Source organism: Catenulispora sp. EB89, assembly GCF_041261445.1.
In the GTDB taxonomy this organism is placed as follows: Bacteria; Actinomycetota; Actinomycetes; order Streptomycetales; family Catenulisporaceae; genus Catenulispora.
Genome location: NZ_JBGCCU010000009.1, coordinates 341,509 through 357,720, shown reverse-complemented (window position 1 = coordinate 357,720; position 16,212 = coordinate 341,509). Strand labels below are relative to the sequence as shown.

Below are 16,212 nucleotides of genomic sequence, written 5' to 3'. Positions count from 1 at the left end.
CGCCCACGGTAGATCGGGCCTGACAGAGCGTTGACCCCGTGCCCGACCCGCAGTACGGTCACGGACGACGGAGGCGAGTTAAGCAACTTTACTTTTGGTGGCCGCATGAGAGTCCTGATGTTCCGCCGAACACGGCTGGCTCTGCTCGCCGCCGTCGTCGCGCTCGGTATGACAGTGTTCGGCGCCGCCGGGGCCTCGTCCCCGGCGGCCGCCGCCTCGTTCCCCAACGTCGTGGTGCCGGTTCCGGTGTCGGAGTCGGCGAACGGGTCGACGTTCACGCTCGGCTCGGCCGCGACGCTGACCGCCGACGACGCAGGAGTCGGCGGCTACCTCGCCGGGATCCTGCGTACCTCGACCGGATACGCGCTGCCGCTGACCGTCGGCGCCACGACGCCCGGCACGGTCGCGCTGTCGCTGTCCGGCGCGCCCGCGACGGTCGGGGCCGAGGGATATCAGCTCACGATCACCGCGTCCTCGGTGCGGATCCAGGCGAACACAGCGTCCGGCCTGTTCCACGGCGTGCAGACCTTCCTGCAGCTGCTGCCGGCCAAGGTGATGAGCCCGACCGCCGTGACCTCGGTGGCGTGGAAGGCGACCGGCGGCACGATCGTCGACTACCCGCGCTACGAGCACCGCGGCGCGATGCTGGACGTGGCGCGACACTTCTTCACCGTCGCGCAGGTCGAGCACTACATCGACGAGCTGGCGCTGTACAAGGTGAACTACCTGCATCTGCACCTGTCGGACGACCAGGGCTGGCGCATCGCGATCAACTCCTGGCCGAACCTGGCGACCTACGGCGGCTCGACCGAGGTCGGCGGCGGCGCCGGCGGGTACTACACGCAGGCCGACTACACGGCGATCGTCAACTACGCGGCCTCGCGCTACATGACGGTCGTCCCGGAGATCGACACGCCGGGCCACACCAACGCGGCGCTCGCCTCGTACGCCTCGCTGAACTGCAACGGCGTCGCGCCGCCGCTCTACACCGGCACCGACGTCGGCTTCAGCTCGCTGTGCACCTCGCTGCCGCTGACCTACACCTTCCTGGACCAGGTCATCGGCGAGATCGCGGCCCTGACCCCGGGCCCGTACATCCACATCGGCGGCGACGAGGCCAGCTCCACGACGCAGAGCGACTACGTGTCCTTCATCAACCAGGTGCAGCAGATCGTCGCCAACCACGGCAAGGCCGTGATGGGCTGGCACAACATCGCCGCCGCCACGCTGGCGCCGTCCACGGTCGCGCAGTTCTGGGACACGAACAACTCCAACAGCGCGCTGGCCGCCGCGGCCGCCACCGGCACGAAGATCATCATGTCCCCGGCCAATCACGCCTACCTGGACATGAAGTACACCAGCAAGACGCCGCTGGGCCAGAACTGGGCCGGCTACGTCGACGTGAACAAGGCCTACGGCTGGGACCCCGGGAACTACCTGACGGGCATCAGCTCCTCGGCGATCGCCGGCGTGGAGGCGCCGCTGTGGTCGGAGACCCTCGTCACCTCGGCGAACATCGACTACATGGCCTTCCCGCGGCTGCCCGCGCTGATGGAGCTCGGCTGGTCGCCGGAGTCGACGCACAACCAGTCGGCCTTCGACGCGCGGCTCGGCGCACAGGGGCCGCGCTGGCACGCCATGGGCATCGACTACTACAAGTCGACGCAGGTCAAGTGGCCGACCGGATCTTGACGGGCGTGATGCTCTAGCATCGCTGGAATGTCCCGAGACAAAAACAGTGCCCTGATGTCGACGGAGATCGGCCCGTTCGATCCGTCGTCCGCCTCCGACACCGAATTGGCCGAGAGCTACGCGGTGATGTCGGCGGTCATGACGGAGGACCATCCCGGGCAGCTTCTGCCGCCGCTGGAGGAGTACGTCGCGCTGATCCGTCGGCCCCGGACGGCGTTGGGGCCGATGAGCCGCTGGGTGGCGCGGGAGGCCGGCCACATCATCGCCGCGGCCTCGGTGAGCCTGCCGGAGAACGAGAACCGCCACCTGACGATCGTGCGGGTCATCGTCCCACCGGGGCGGCGCCGCCAGGGCCTCGGCACGGCCCTGCTGCGGGCGGTGCTCCCGGCGGCGCTCGCCGACGGCCGCACCGTCGTCATGGGGAACGGCGTCAAGGCTGACGCCTCCGGCGAGTTGTGGGCCCTGGAGCTCGGTTTCGTACGCACCGAAGCTTACGTCCGCCAGTTCTTGACGATCGCCGATGTGGACCCGGCGCTGTGGGAGCGTCCCGTCGCCGAGGGCTTCCGGTTGGAGCGCTGGACGGGCGCGGCGCCCGAGGCGTTGCTTGAGGAATACGCGCGCGCTCGCACCGCCATGCTCGATGCCCCGCGCGGTGAGTCGGCGGCGGGGTTCAAGGACTGGACGCCTGAGCGTGTCCGCGAACACGAAGCGGACTATCGGGCCCGGGACATCGAGAACCGCGTCGCGGTGGCTGTGCACGAGGCAAGCGGCCGGGTGGCGGCCGTGACCGAGGTCGAACTGTGGGCCAGCCAGCCCGGCGAGGCCGCCCAACGGGACACCGTCGTCGCCGCCGACTTCCGGGGACGCGGCCTCGGCCTGGCCGTCAAGGGTGCCATGCTGCGCTGGCTGACCGCCGACCGGCCCGCGATCGAACAGGTCTGGACGCACACGGCCGACGACAACACCTACATGATCCGCATCAACCACGCGCTCGGCTTCGTCACCACGGCGGTGGTGGCGCACGTCGAAGTCGGCGCGGACGAACTCGCCAAGCGGTTGGAGGCCCGATGACATCGGTCGAGATCAGCCTGTTCGACTACGCGTCCGCCACGGACACCGATCTGGCCGAGAGCTACGACGTGACGATGACCGTCGCGAACGACGACTATCCCGGCGAACCGAGGCCGACGCTCGACCAGTATGCACAGATGGCCCGCAGGCCCGCGGGCTTCTGGGGCCCGGTCCGGCGCTGGGTGGCGCGGGAGGACGGCCACATCGTCGCCACGGGGTCGGCGACGTATCCGGAGCATGAGAACCGGCACGGGACGATCACCGGAGTCGCCGTTCGGCCGGACCGGCGTCGACGGGGCATAGGAACCGCTCTTCTGCGGGCGATGCTGCCGGACTTGCGCATCGACGGACGCACCGTCGTCATCGGCTACGGCCTCAAAGCCGACGCCGCCGGCGAGTTGTGGGCCCGGGAGCTGGGCTTCGTGCGTACTCAGGCGAACGCACGTCAGGTTCTGACGATCGCCGACGTCGACCCGGCATTGTGGGAGCGTCCCGTCGCCGACGGTTTCCGTCTGGAGCACTGGACCGGCGCCGTGCCCGAGGCGCTGCTGGCGGAGTACGCGCGCGCTCGCACCGCCATCCAGGACGCACCGCAGGGGGATTCGACGCTCGCGTTCCCGGAATGGACGCCGGAACGGGTCCGCGCCGAAGAGGCGGACATGCTGGCCCGGCGCTCCGAGGTTCACGTGATCGCGGCCGTCCACGAAGCCGACGGCCGGGTCGCGGGCTTCACCGAGCTCGAACTGGTGGCGACCCGGACCGACGCCGCCTTCCAGCTCGACACCGCCGTCGCGGCCGAGTTCCGGGGCCACGGCCTGGGGCTGGCCGTCAAGGGCGCGATGATGCGCTGGCTGACCGCGGAGCATCCGGGGATCGGGACCGTGTTCTCCTCCAACGCCGCCGACAACACCCACATGATCCGCGTCAACCACACTCTGGGGTACGTGACCAAGGCGGTGATGGCCGACGTCGAACTGGACGCGGCCGAGCTCGTCAAGCGTTTGGACGCCCAGGACGCCCAGGACGCCGACTAAGGGGAAACGCCGCAGGCCTCGTCGCCCGCGTCATGGTCGCAGTACTCTGACTCCCGGTGCCCGGCGAGCGGGCCCGAGGCAGGGGGTATGAGGACCATGACGGTTCAGCCCGGGGGAGCCGGCGCCCAAGCTCCGGCTCCGGACGTGTCCGTGTTCGTGCTCACGATTCCCGCGCTGCCGGGCGGCTCGGCGAAGATCGCGTTCCAGGAGATCGTCGGCATCGTCAGCGAGATCGAGGTCGTGCAGCCCGCGGCGACGACCGGTGCGCCGGCGCCCGCCCCGGGGCCCGGCGGCACGCACACGAAGCAGGAGATGGGGCCGACGCTGCCCCCGGTGGTGACGCTCAAGCGCGGCTTGGACGGGGACGGCACGCTGTGGCGGTGGCACCAGCTCGCGCTGGAAGGGTCCCCGAGCGCTCGGCAGGACGTCGTCATCGGGGCGTACACCGCTGCCGACTACGCGGCCGGCAAGCCGCCGGTCACCTCCTGGAACCTGGCGAGCGCCTGGTGCGCGAAGATCGCCATCGCGGGTGCCGGGGCCGGGAACGGCGTGGTCGTGGAGACGGTGGACATCGCGTGCGAGGTCATCTCGCTCGGGAAGCCTTAGCGCCTGAGCGCACGGCACAGCCGTCTTCGGCCGACTATGCTCGGCGACGATGATTTTCGACATGATGGTGATGCCGTCCGGGAGCACTCGTGCAGCCCGGTAGCGGCGGGCCCGGGACGCGCGCGCCGCTACCGGATGGAGCGGCGTCGCGCTTTGCGACGGTCAACGGCGTGCGGCTCCACTACGTGATCGCCGGCAGCGGCGATCCGGTGCTCCTCCTGCACGGCTGGCCCGAGACCTGGTACGCGTGGCGCAAGGTCATTCCGGTGCTGGCGGGCCGGTTCACCGTGGTCGCGCCTGACATGCGCGGCTACGGCGATTCGGAGCGTCCCGTCGGCGGGTACGACAAGGTGACGGTCGCCACCGACCTGCACGAGCTGATGCGATCGCTGGGGTTCGGCCGCGTCCACCTCGTCGCCCAGGACATGGGCGGCCCCGTGGGCTTTGCCTATGCGGCGAGCTTTCCGGCGGATGTGCGCGACTTCACCTTCATCGAGAGCGCGGTTCCGGGCTTCGGACTCGAAGCGTCGATGGACGTGGCGCACGGCGGCAGTTGGCACGTGGGGTTCAACATGGCGGAAGGCATCAGCGAGCTGCTGGTCGCCGGCCGAGAGCGAGCCTTCGTCGAGTACTTCTACCGGCGCGGCACGCTGCACCCCGACGCGCTGACACCGGCCGACATCGACGAATACGCGCGCAGCTACGAGGCGGGTGGTCTCGCGGCGAGTTTCAAGTACTACCGGACGCTGTTCGACGACGCGAAAGTCAATCGCGAGAAGCTCGCCGGGCAACCGCTTGCCCTCCCGGTGCTCTCCCTCGCGGCCGAGAAGGGGTTCGGCGACCTCTCCCATGCCTCGATCACGCAGGTCGCCGAGCACGTGGAGCGGCAGACCATCGCCGATGCGAAGCACTTCCTGGTGCAGGATCAGCCGCAGGCGGCGACAGAGGCGATTCTGAGCTTTCTGTCGCGGTGATCGTGCGGCCGGTCAGGGCCGCGTGCTGTCCAGCAGCCTGATCAGCTCCTCGGTGGTCCCGGTCTCGGCGATCCTCGGGAAGATCTTCTTGACGCTGTACTCGTGCGACTCCGGCGTCCGGTCGGTCATCGCGTCGATCGGCAGGCTGACGTGGAAGCCCTCCTCGTGCGCGCTGCGGGCCGTGGACTCCACGCCGCCGCTGGTGGAGATGCCGGTCACCACGACCTGCGTGACGCCGAGTCCCAGCAGGAGCTCGGCCAGGCCGGTGCCGGCGAAGGCGCTGCGCGCGTACTTGGTGACGACGTGGTCCTCGGGTCGGCGGTCGAGCTCGGGGACCAGTTCGGTCCAGTCCTCGGTGAACGTGCGCGGTGCGCCGGAGGTGGACTCGGTGCGTCCGGGCGGCGAGCCGGCGACGTTGACCAGGACGACCGGCAGGCCGTGCTTGCGGAACGCGGCGGCCAGCGCGGCGCTGCGGGAGATGACGTCCGAGATCGGGTGCGTCAGGTCCAGGCCGGTGAGGCCCTTCTGCAGGTCGATCACCACCAGCGCGGTGGTCGGGTCGAGGGTGGAGAACATGGTGTTTTCCTTTCGGGCACCGGTTCAGGCACAAGCTCGGGCGCAGGTTCAGGTACCGGTTCAGAGGTCGTGAATCAGGACCCGGCCAGCCGCCGGAGCAGCTCGATGCTCGCGGCGAGCTGCTCCAGCTCGGCCGGGTCGAGGGTGGCGGTGATCGCCGTGGTGAGCCAGTCCTCCTTGGCCAGCCGCCCGCTGCGGTACCGCTCGCGGGCCTCCTCGGTCAGGCCCAGGATCGTCTTGCGGCCGTCGGCCGGATCGGGCGCGCCGGCCACGAGCCCGGCGTCCACCAGTGCGGCCACGATCGCCGCCATCGACTGCTGCCGGATGCCCTCGGCGCGGGCCAGCTCCGTCGCCGTGGTCGGCCCGTCGCGCTCCAACCGCCCGAGCGCCGAGGACTGCGACTTGGTCAGGTCGCCGCCCTCCGACTGCGCCCGCAGCCGCCGCAGCAGCTGCCCCAACGTCACCCGCAGGTCGCGGGCGACCTCGGCGGCGCGCGCCGGATCGGCTTCTTCCATGACCGCGACGCTACCAGATACACAGCTAACTGCACAGTTGGCTGTGTATCAGCAGGCGGGGTCCGCGCTCGATCCCCTGATGAACTTGACGTCAGACTCAAGTACGCTCGCCTCATGACTGACACCACCGAGCTGCCCGTCCGCCCGAGCTCGTTCGAGGACCTGCAGGAGCTCATCGGCAAGGAGATCGGGCCCACCGACTGGTACCTGGTCTCGCAGGAGCGCATCGACGCCTTCGCCGCCGCGACCGGCGACGACCAGTGGATCCACGTCGATCCGGTGCGGGCCGCGGCCAGTCCGCTGGGCACGACCATCGCGCACGGGCTGTTCTCGCTCGCGCTGGGACCGGCGTTCTCCTACCGGCTGCTGTCCTTCGAGGGCTTCGCGCACGGCCTGAACTACGGCTACGACAAGGTGCGCTTCCCGGCGCCGCTGCCGTCCGGGACACGGGTGCGGATGCGGATGACGTTGCAGGCGGCCGACCGGGTTCCGGGCGGGATCCAGGTGCGGAGCCTGCAGGTGTTCGAGGCCGAGGGTGTGGAGAAGCCGGTCGCGGTCGCCGAGGCGCTGGCGCGGATCGTCGAGTAGAGCCGAACGCGGCGGGGCGAGGCGGCTGGCGCGACCGGGTTCAGCGACCGGCGACCGGCGACCTGCGATCAGCGACCGGCGACCAGCGACAGCTCAGGACGCTAAGTTCCCGGCCTGCGTCACCCGTCGGCGAGCCGCTGGATGGTCCGGCCCAGCCACGCTTCCAGCGCCTCCGGCCCCGCCTCCGCGAGCTCCGAGCGCAGCACCCGGCGGCGCGTCGAGACGCCGAGCACGAACGCGTCGATCGCCGCGGCCCGGTTCCGTGCCTCCTCCTCGTCCAGGCCGCTGTCGCGCAGGTAGGCGTACAGCGGCTCCAGCGAGTTCGCGTCCAGGAAGGCCGCCAGCGCCTCGGCCGCCTCCGGGCGCTCGCCCGACGCGCGTTGCAGCACCAGCAGCGGGTCCTCGCCGGGGGCGCCGAACCAGCGCTGCACGATGCTCGCGGCCAGGCGCGCGCCGAGGGCGGAGCGGTCGCCGTCGAAGGAGTTCGCGACCGGGATCGTCACCTGCGTCGCGGCCAGGAACAGGCCGTCCTTGCCGCCGAAGTAGCGCGTGATCAGGTTCGGCGAGACGCCGGCCGCGTCGGCCACGCCCTTGACCGTGACCGCCGTGAATCCGTGCTGCGCGAACTGCCGCCGGGCCTGCTCCAGAATCCGCTGCTTGGTGGCGGCGGCGTCGCGGGAAGTCATGTGTACGAGCATACACAAGGGTGTGTATGCTCGTACACATGAGCACCGAACTGCGCGCCCGGATCCACGGCACCCGGCGCGTGACCACGCCTTGGAACGACGACAAGACCCGCGGCGTCACCGCCGGCCGGCTGGATGAGCTGCTGGAGCGCTGGTCCGACGGCTACGAGTGGGCCGTGCACGAGCGGCGCATCGCGGAGCTTCCCTGGACCACCGTCCACGCCGGCGGCATCGACCTGCGAGTGATCCACCGGCGTGCTGCTGAGACGGAGACTGAGACGGAGGCACCAGTCGTGGTCCTCCTGCACGGTTGGCCAGACTCGGTCCTGCGCTTCGAGCGCGTCCTGCCGCTGCTGACCGACATGCATGTGGTCATCCCCGCGCTCCCCGGCTTCCCCTTCGCCGCGCCGCTCACCGAGCCCGGTATGTCGGCGGCGCGCATGGCCGACATCGTCGCGCAGGCCCTTTCCAGCTTCGGCTACTCCCGCTACACCCTCTCCGGCGGCGACATCGGCGGTGCCGTCGCCGAGATCATCGCGGCCGAACACCCCGACAGCGTCGCATCCCTGCACCTCACCAACGTCGCCCCGCAGCGCGCACTCACCGCCGATCCCGCGAAGCTCGCTCCCGACGCGGCCGCCTACCTGGCCCGCGCCGCGCAGTGGTTCCGCAGCGAGGGCGGCTACATCGCCGAGCAGTCCACGCGTCCGAACACGCTCGCCGTCGCACTCGGCGACTCACCGGCCGGCCTGGCCGCGTGGCTCGTCGAGAAGCTGGATGCCTGGTCTGATGCGTCCGACACGGCCGACGCGCCGGCCTTCACCATCGACGAATTGCTCACCTGGATCAGCGCCTACTGGGAGACCGGCACTATCGGCACCTCCTTCGCCGCCTACACCGAACCGACTACGCTGCCGCCGGGCCGCATCGAGACGCCTACTGTGCTCTCGGTCTTCGCCCACGACATCAAGCCCGAGCCGCGAAGCTACGCCGAGGTGTTCCTGAACGTGCGCGAGTACGTGGAACACCCCGCCGGCGGCCACTTCGCGGCCTGGGAGCAGCCCGAGGCGTATGTCAGGGACCTGCGTCGGGCGGTGGAGCTGGGCATTTGAGGCGGCTACTGGACAGGATCAAGCGAGCAGCTTGCTGGCGAACCAGTCCTGGTCGTCCGCAACCCCCGGCAGCGCGTAGAAGTACCCGCCGCCGAACGGCTGCACGTAGTCGATCAGCGGCTCGCCGACCAACCGCTTCTGCACCGTCTCGAACTGCCGCTCCAGATCCTGGTTGTACGCCACGAAGATGTGCCCGGCCTGGATGTCGCCATTCTGGTCCAGCCCGAGGTCGTAGTTGTACGAGCGCCGGATCAGCCGCTGGTCCGCGGTCTTCGCGTCGCGCGGGTTGGCCAGCCGGATGTGCGAGGTCAGCGGTATGACGTTGCCGTTGGGGTCGGCCGCGTAGTTCGGCGCGTCGTTCTCGTTGTTGCCGTCCAGCGGCGCGCCGGAGTCCCGGCGGCGGCCGAACATGGTCTCCTGCTCGTTGATGGACACCCGGTCCCAGAACTCCACCAGCATCCTGATCAGCCGGATGACCTGGTACGTGCCGCCCTGGGCCCAGGCCGGCTCGCCGGCGCCCGACCAGACCAGGTCCGAGGCCAGGCCGCCGGTCGGGTTGGCGGTGCCGTCCTTGAAGCCCAGCAGGTTGCGCGGGGTGCCGGAGGGGCGCGGCGGGGAGTTGTAGCCCTCGATCTTCCAGCGCAGCTGCATCGCACCGCGGGTGTGCTTGGCGATGTCGCGGATGGCGTGGTGGATAATGTCCGGGTGGTTCGCGCACAGCTGCAGCGACAGGTCGCCGTGCATCCACGCCGGGTCCGGTGAGTCGTTCGGGAAGATCGTCATCGGCTTGAGCTTGGCCGGCTTGTGCGCGGCCAGGCCGTAGCGGTCGTCGAACAGGCTCGCGCCGAGGCCGACGGTGAACGTCAGGCCGTCGGCCGGGACGTCCGGGCCGAGCACGTCGCTGTCCGAGGGCGGCTGGCTGATGCCCAGGTTCGCCGGGGCACCGCCCGCGGTGAGGAAACGGGCCCGCTCGGTCAGCGTCTTCATCAGCGCTGTCAGGTCAGCCTTGGACGCGGCGGTGGAGTCGAAGGCGGCGAAGCAGGAGAAGGGCTGCTTCGCGCCCGGGGTCGGGGTGAGGATCCCCGACTGGTGCGCGCCGTGGAAGGGGTAGGAGTCGGCGGTCGTGACGTGCCCGGTGTCCGAGGCGTCGGCGTCCGCGCGGGCGCCGCCGATCAGGACGCTGCCGGTCACGGCGGTCCCGGCGGCGCCGGCCGCGGTGCCCCACAGGAACTTCCGACGGCTGACGTCGGCCGGTGTCGTCGAAGCGCTGTCGTTCTTGCTCATGTCTGGAAGCCTTCGGTGTGCGGTGGTCTGGGACGCGGATGCAGGCTGGGGAGCGCTCACTGCTGGGACGGCGGGACCTCGAGCAGGTCGGGCACGGAGGAAAGGGTTTCCAGCAGCGCGCCGGTCGCGGCGTCCACCTTCTGCTTCGCGGCCAGCGGCGTCGCGCTCAACGGCTGCCACGCGCCGTTCACCTTCGCCGCGTCCAGCGCCTGGTCGAGGGTGGCCAGCTGGGCGTCGGCCTTCGCCACCAGGCCGGGGGAGCGGGCGTCGATCAGCGATCCGAGCTCGCCGAGCACGACCTTGTCCACGTCGGTGTCCGCGTACGTCATCGCGTACGCGGCGCCCGCGCCTTCGTCGTCGATCCCTGACAGGTGGTCGCGGATCGCGTCCTCGATGATCTCGTGCGCGCGCAGCGGCAGCTGGGTCGGGTCGCCGGCGATGTCGTCCGTGGTGAGGTTCTTCTGCACGGTGGCGATCTCGTCGGCCAGGCCGTTCACCACCGGCAGCAGCTGCGCGGAACCCTGACCGTGGTAGAGCCCGTACTCGACGCGGTGCAGGCCGGTGAAGCCGGAGTCGTTGACGCCGTCGGGGAGCCCGTCCGGCAGGCCGTCCGCCGCGACGCCGGCGTCGCCGAAGCTGTCGTAGGAGGCGCCGACGCGCTCCCAGGTGAGCTGCGCGGCGAGCCAGGCGCTCTGCGCGGCCGGGATGTTGTTGGCAGTGATGGCCGTGCGCAGCGCGATGATCTGGGTCTGCAGGGTGTTCAGATCGCCGGCCGCGTACTGCTGGTACTGCTTGTTCGGCGCGGTCAGGTCGTCCAGGGACACCGGCTTGAACGCCAGCGGCGCGTCCTGGCCGGAGTGGCCGGAGACCTGCACGGCGCTGGAGGTCATCGCGCCGCCTCCGGACATCAGGCAGCGGAAGGTGTACGAGCCGGGGCTCAGCGTCGCGGTCATCGCCGCGGTGGTGGCCGGGCCGAGGGTCTCGATCTCGCCGACGATCGAGCCGGAGGAGTCGAGCAGGTTGATCTCCCCGGCTTTGCTGGACTTGTTGTCGACCTCGAAGGTCTGCGTGCCGGTCGTCGCCGAGGTCCAGCCGGGGGCGCAGGCCGAGCCGGTGACCTTGACCGAGACGGTGGTCGCGGCCGCGGCGGAGGGGAGTGCGGCGATGGTGATGCCCGCGGCGACGGCCGGGACCACGATGAGTACTCCGGCCACGCTCCACGGACGCTTGCCCGCCAGGCGCTCCCAGCCTCGGGCCGGTTCGAGCTCGGGGTGGGTCTGGTGCTCGGGCTGGGGCTCGCGCACTGTGGCAGGCGCGGCGGCTGCTTCCGTAGCCGACTCGCTGGCGGCGGCTTCGGCCTTCCCGGCCTTCGCGGCGGCCATGGCGGCGGAGGCGACGCGGCCCGCGTAGACGAACGCTGGGATGACCACGACCAGGTAGGCGATCCACGCGACCACCTGCAGCACGGTCAGCTTCGGCGCGAGGTCGGTGACGCCGGTGATGACCGAGACCCACCAGGAGTTCGGGTCGAGGTGCGCGGTCAGGTCGAAGGCGATCCACTGCTGGCCCGGCAGCATCCCGGCCTCCTGCAGGTCGCCGAGGCCGTAGCAGAGCACGCCGGCCGCGATGACGATGAGCGCGATGGCGGTGCGGTTGAAGAACACGCCGATGTTGATCTTCACGGCGCGGCGGTAGAGCAGCCAGCACAGCACGATAGCGGCGGCCAGTCCCAGGCCCGCGCCGATCAGCGGGGAGACCGTGGAGCCGGAGGCCTTCACCGCCGTCCACATGAACAGCGTGGTCTCCAGACCCTCGCGGCCGACGGCCAGGAACGCGGTGAGCGTCAGCGCGCCGGCGCCGAGGATCGCCGCGCGCTGCACCTCGCCGCGTAGCTGCGTGGCCAGGGTCGCCGCGGTGCGCCGCATCCAGAAGACCATGCCGGTGACCAGGCCCACGGCCAGGACACTGAGCACACCGCCGACGCCCTGCTGCGCGCGGGAGGACAGGACCGAGGTCGAGTAGCTGAGGACGGCGGCGAACGCGCCGGAGACCATCACCGCACCGAGGACGCCGAGCCAGACTGGGGCTGTGGAGATCGCGCGCGGTCGGGGCGCGGGGGCGGGGAGCGTGGCAGTCGCGGTGGAGGTGGCGGGGCCGGTGGCCGGGCTGGATCCTGCCGACGTGCCGGATGCGGCGGCCGTTCCAGACGCGGTCGCGACGGTGACGTCGGCGGCGGAGGTGGCGGGGCCGGATCCTGCTGACGTGCCGGATCCTGCCGACGTGCCCGATGCGGCGGCCGTTCCGGATGGGGTCGCGACGGTGACGTCGGCGGTTGCGGTCGCGGTGGCCGTGGCCGTCCCGGATCCGGTGGCGTCCTCGGACCCGGCCGTCGTCTCCGATCCGGCCGCGGTCCCGGCTCCGGCACCCGCGCCGGCTTTGTGGAGCGCGGCGAGCAGGATGCTGACCACCAGCCCCGCTTCCAGTCCTTCCCGCAACCCGATCAGCAGGTTCGGTGCAGCGTCAGCCCAAGTCATGCGAACCAAGGTAAGGCATACCTAATATCGTCGCGCAAGGGGGTGGCGTGCGGGAATCCGCGGCCCGGGTGGCCGTCTCGCGTCAGGGAGGCGTTTTCGTTTCATCCGTACAGGGATATTTCGGCTTCACGCCAGATCTTGCCCAGCGGGGACATCCCCCGCGATACCGTCTGCCGGTGTCGATAACCGAGTCACCGCATCGCACGAAGATCTTCATCGCCACTGTCGCGGTATTGCTCGCGGTCGCCGTGGGCGCGGTGGTCGTGGCGTATCAGGGTCGGCCCACGGCGCGTGCCGGGGTGAAGGGGGCTGTCATTCTCGACCAGTCCAGCAGCTTGGACACCGGTTCGGGATACCTGCTCTACAAAACCACGGTCGCGGGTCCTGATTTCGGGACGCTGGCCGAGCGCAAGGTGTCGGGGAATCCGAGCACTGTCTCGGGCGTCCCGACGCTGTCCAGCATCCAGTGCGATCGGTCATACACCGCGGCCGGGGTGCTGCTGTGTCTGCGGGCTGACGACAACCTGGTGCGCGTCGCGTCGGTCGAGGTGTACGACAAGTCGCTGAAGCTGATCAAGAAGGTGCAGGCGGCCGGGATTCCGAACCGGGCGCGGTTGTCGGCCGACGGCCGGATGGCCGCGTGGACCACGTTCGTCGCCGGGGACGCCTACAACGGGCCCGCTTTCTCGACCCGGACGTCCATGCTGGACCTGAAGACCGGGGTGCTGACCGACTCGTTGGAGTCCTTCGCGGTCACGTTGCAGGGCAAGCCGTACAGCAACGTCGACGAGAACCTGTGGGGCGTGACGTTCGCGGCGGATGACAACACGTTCTATGCGACGCTCGGTACCGGCGGCAAGACATGGCTGGTGCGGGGGAACGCCGCGGCGCACACGCTGACGACGGTGATCGACAACGTCGAGTGCCCGTCGCTGTCTCCGGACGGGACCCGGATCGTGTTCAAGAAGCGGGTTTCGAGCGACGCGTGGAAGATGTGGCACCTGGAGGTGCTGGATCTGGCGACGTTGAAGGAGACGCCGCTGGCGGAGCAGCGGAGTGTCGACGATCAGGCCGCTTGGCTGGACGACCACACGGTGATGTACGCGGTGCCGCAGAAGGCGGGGACCGGGTATGACGTGTGGTCGACGCCGGCGGACGGGTCGGGGCAGCCGGTGTTGGTGGCGCCGGACGCCTTCTCGCCGTCGGTGACTTCGGGGTGACGGTTCCGAACCGCCGGGGTCACGGTGACCCCGGCAGTGAGTCGGCGTTCAGTTCGCGGCGGTGAACCGGCGGTGCCGGAAGGCCGGCTTCTCGATCTCGTCCAGCATCGCGACCGCGAAGTCCTCGGCGGAGATCTGGTCGCCGGCGGGGGAGTCCGTGCCGGTCTGGTAGGCGCCGGTGCGCTCGCCGGGCTGGATCACCGGGGCCGGGCTGAAGAACGTCCAGTCGGCGGTGTCGCCGAGGCCGCGGACGTACTCCAGGGCCTCGGCCGCGATGAGCGCCTCGGCCTTGTAGATCTCGGGGAACGCGGGGTCGTCGACCAGCCGCCGGCCGTTCACCAGCAGCGAGCCCGCGCCGCCGACGACGAGCAGGCGCGCGCTGCCCAGCGTCTCGGCCAGGGTCCGCAGGTCGGCCAGGAACTCGCGCCGGTCGCCGCCGGTGCGGCTCGGCCCGATCGCGGAGACGACGACGTCGGCGTCGGCCGCGACGCGCTTGGCGGACTCGGCGTCGCCGGCGTTCCCCCGCACCGCGCGCACGCCCTCGGGCAGCTCGCCGCCGGTGCGCGTGATGCCGGTGACCTCGTGGCCGCGGGCCAGCGCCTCGGCCACCACCCGGCTGCCGATCATGCCGGTGGCTCCGTAGACGGCGATCTTCATGGTCGTGTCTCCCTCAAAGTCGGTGTCGATTCTGATGACACGGAAGACAGTAACCATTGGTAACTGATTACTTCAACGTGCTATAAGTACCTCATGGTTACTATTGCCGGACCAGCGCGACCACGCCTGGTCGACGAGCTCCGGCCGGAGGCGTCCGGCGAGCCCGGGGCCGCCGCGGACCGCGGCGACCTGTTCGACGCCGACTGCCCGACGCGCCAGATCCTGGACCGCATCGGCGACAAGTGGACGGTCCTGGTCGTCCTGCTCCTGTCCGACGGCCCGATGCGCTTCACCGAACTGCGCGCCAATCTCGGCCGCGTCGCTCCGAAGGTCCTCACCCAATCCCTGCGCCGCATGGAGCGCGACGGCCTGGTCACCCGCGAGGTCTTCGCCGAGGTCCCGCCCCGCGTGGAGTACACCCTCACCGACCTGGGCCACTCCCTGGCCGGCCCGATCGCGGTGATCGGGAACTGGGCCGAGGTGAACATGCCGCGGTTCGCGGCCGCGCAGGCGGCTTATGACGCGGCGCACGGGGACTGATCGCGGCCGGGTGAGTGGTCGGCGGCGCGGGCTGGGTGCACGTGCCGCGGTTCGCGGTTCATCGTTCGCGGTGGTGCGGGCGGTTTGCGTTGCGGCGAGCCGGTTGGCGGTCGACCCTCAGGTGCCCTTCGCCGCGACCAGCACCTGCATCACCGCTGCCGGCACCTCCCGGTCCGGCCCGGAACTCGACGCGGCGAGCTTGCATCCGCCGAGTTCCACCACGCTCCAGTCGCCTGCGCCTCCGTTCGTGAACAGGACCGCGTACTCCGTCGCCGGACTGGTGCAGCTGTCAGTGTTGGCGGCCGTGGCGGCGTTCGTCAGGCCGTCGTAGATGGTGGCGGCCGGGGCGCCGGTGATCGTCGCGGCGGATTCGAAGTCGCCCGCCGGCTTCTGCTTGTCGGCGGTGCCCGTGAGCTTGTAGTAGCAGACGCGGAAGGGCTTGCCGGCGTTCTGTCCCGCGAAGAACGGCCTGGTCGACGCCGGTCCGTTCGTCTGCGCGCCGACGAACGCCATCTCGGCGAACTGCTGCTCGCAGCCACTGGCCTGGGCGCCCTGCGAGATCGTCTGGCGCAGCCGCACGGTCGACGTGACCTTGGTCTTCACGGCCGCCAAGGCGCTCGTCACGGTGCGGTCCGGCGCGGGGCACACGCCCCAGAACGGGATCTCGATGCGGTAGGCCGTGCCGTCGGCGTCGATCAGGACGAGCCACTGCTGGGCGTAGCCGATGGCGGCGCAGCTGTAGTTCCCACCCTGCGGAGTCGGCTCCGGGGGCCTGACATACGCGGCTCGCAAAGCGCTGACGAACGCGTCCACCGAGCCCGTCGACCGCACAGTGTTGACGACTGAGAACTGCCCCTGGCCCGGAACGTCCTGAAAGTCCTGCACACACTCCAGCAGCGCGACCGGATGCGCGGACGCCGGAAGCAAGCCGATCTTCGGGCTGGGTCCGTTGGCGGCGGACGTGATCTGCGCCACGTAGTCGGTGCAGTCGTTCTTCGTCTTCACCGGCGCGAACGTGTTGGACGTGGTCACCGCCTGGCCCGGACCGCCGTCCGAGGCGACCGGCTTGCTGGCGCACCCACTTACGATCAACGTTGACACGACAACACCGACACCGGTCAGA

Annotated in this window: 15 protein-coding genes and 1 pseudogene; 9 read left to right on the top strand and 7 right to left on the bottom strand. The window is 70.4% G+C overall.

The window, feature by feature from the left end:
* The first annotated feature begins 105 nt into the window (after positions 1–105).
* From ABH920_RS22035 to ABH920_RS22015, 5 genes are all read left to right on the top strand, one after another.
* Positions 106–1,692, top strand: a complete 1,587-nt coding sequence (locus ABH920_RS22035) for a beta-N-acetylhexosaminidase (protein WP_370350947.1) — start codon at positions 106–108, stop codon at positions 1,690–1,692.
* A gap of 27 nt (positions 1,693–1,719) precedes the next feature.
* The gene (locus ABH920_RS22030; protein WP_370350946.1) at positions 1,720–2,763 is read left to right on the top strand and encodes a GNAT family N-acetyltransferase; all 1,044 of its coding nucleotides are present in this window, start codon (positions 1,720–1,722) and stop codon (positions 2,761–2,763) included.
* Positions 2,760–3,797, top strand: a complete 1,038-nt coding sequence (locus ABH920_RS22025) for a GNAT family N-acetyltransferase (protein WP_370350944.1) — start codon at positions 2,760–2,762, stop codon at positions 3,795–3,797. The genes ABH920_RS22030 and ABH920_RS22025 overlap by 4 nt, the downstream gene beginning before the upstream one ends.
* Positions 3,798–3,893: 96 nt before the next feature.
* Positions 3,894–4,403: a phage tail protein gene (locus ABH920_RS22020; protein WP_370350943.1), complete on the top strand. Its 510-nt coding sequence runs from the start codon at positions 3,894–3,896 to the stop codon at positions 4,401–4,403.
* A gap of 89 nt (positions 4,404–4,492) precedes the next feature.
* Positions 4,493–5,377, top strand: coding sequence for an alpha/beta fold hydrolase (locus ABH920_RS22015; RefSeq protein WP_370350942.1), 885 nt, complete (start codon positions 4,493–4,495; stop codon positions 5,375–5,377).
* 12 nt (positions 5,378–5,389) lie between these two features.
* Here ABH920_RS22015 and ABH920_RS22010 read toward each other — a convergent pair whose 3' ends face one another.
* Positions 5,390–5,953: an isochorismatase family cysteine hydrolase gene (locus tag ABH920_RS22010; protein WP_370350941.1), complete on the bottom strand. Its 564-nt coding sequence runs from the start codon at positions 5,951–5,953 to the stop codon at positions 5,390–5,392.
* A 74-nt stretch (positions 5,954–6,027) separates the two neighbouring features.
* The gene (locus tag ABH920_RS22005) at positions 6,028–6,468 is read right to left on the bottom strand and encodes a MarR family winged helix-turn-helix transcriptional regulator (RefSeq protein ID WP_370350940.1); all 441 of its coding nucleotides are present in this window, start codon (positions 6,466–6,468) and stop codon (positions 6,028–6,030) included.
* Between the two features lie 114 nt (positions 6,469–6,582).
* Here ABH920_RS22005 and ABH920_RS22000 point away from each other — a divergent pair, with 114 nt between their 5' ends.
* The gene (locus tag ABH920_RS22000) at positions 6,583–7,056 is read left to right on the top strand and encodes a MaoC family dehydratase (protein WP_370350939.1); all 474 of its coding nucleotides are present in this window, start codon (positions 6,583–6,585) and stop codon (positions 7,054–7,056) included.
* Between the two features lie 119 nt (positions 7,057–7,175).
* Here ABH920_RS22000 and ABH920_RS21995 read toward each other — a convergent pair whose 3' ends face one another.
* Complete coding sequence (locus ABH920_RS21995; RefSeq protein ID WP_370350938.1) at positions 7,176–7,742, bottom strand: TetR family transcriptional regulator; 567 nt, start codon at positions 7,740–7,742, stop codon at positions 7,176–7,178.
* Positions 7,743–7,780: 38 nt separating this feature from the next.
* On the opposite strand from ABH920_RS21995, the gene ABH920_RS21990 reads away from it, so the two are divergent.
* Entirely contained in the window at positions 7,781–8,854 is a 1,074-nt protein-coding gene (locus ABH920_RS21990; RefSeq protein WP_370350937.1) for an epoxide hydrolase, read from the top strand.
* Between the two features lie 18 nt (positions 8,855–8,872).
* On the opposite strand, the gene efeB is transcribed toward ABH920_RS21990, so the two are convergent.
* Together efeB and ABH920_RS21980 are read right to left on the bottom strand one after the other, a co-directional pair.
* On the bottom strand, positions 8,873–10,138 hold the full coding sequence (gene efeB, locus ABH920_RS21985; protein WP_370350936.1) for an iron uptake transporter deferrochelatase/peroxidase subunit: 1,266 nt from the start codon (positions 10,136–10,138) through the stop codon (positions 8,873–8,875).
* A 56-nt stretch (positions 10,139–10,194) separates the two neighbouring features.
* A pseudogene (locus tag ABH920_RS21980) lies at positions 10,195–12,672 on the bottom strand (FTR1 family protein); the annotation flags it as partial.
* Between the two features lie 176 nt (positions 12,673–12,848).
* Between ABH920_RS21980 and ABH920_RS21975 the strand changes: the two are divergent.
* Positions 12,849–13,892: a TolB family protein gene (locus ABH920_RS21975; protein WP_370350935.1), complete on the top strand. Its 1,044-nt coding sequence runs from the start codon at positions 12,849–12,851 to the stop codon at positions 13,890–13,892.
* Between the two features lie 48 nt (positions 13,893–13,940).
* On the opposite strand, the gene ABH920_RS21970 is transcribed toward ABH920_RS21975, so the two are convergent.
* Positions 13,941–14,549, bottom strand: a complete 609-nt coding sequence (locus ABH920_RS21970) for an NAD(P)-dependent oxidoreductase (protein ID WP_370350934.1) — start codon at positions 14,547–14,549, stop codon at positions 13,941–13,943.
* 93 nt (positions 14,550–14,642) lie between these two features.
* On the opposite strand from ABH920_RS21970, the gene ABH920_RS21965 reads away from it, so the two are divergent.
* Positions 14,643–15,089, top strand: coding sequence for a winged helix-turn-helix transcriptional regulator (locus tag ABH920_RS21965; RefSeq protein WP_370350933.1), 447 nt, complete (start codon positions 14,643–14,645; stop codon positions 15,087–15,089).
* 117 nt (positions 15,090–15,206) lie between these two features.
* Here the strand turns inward: ABH920_RS21965 and ABH920_RS21960 are convergent, their stop codons facing one another.
* Positions 15,207–16,190: a hypothetical protein gene (locus ABH920_RS21960; RefSeq protein ID WP_370350932.1), complete on the bottom strand. Its 984-nt coding sequence runs from the start codon at positions 16,188–16,190 to the stop codon at positions 15,207–15,209.
* Positions 16,191–16,212: the final 22 nt, after the last annotated feature.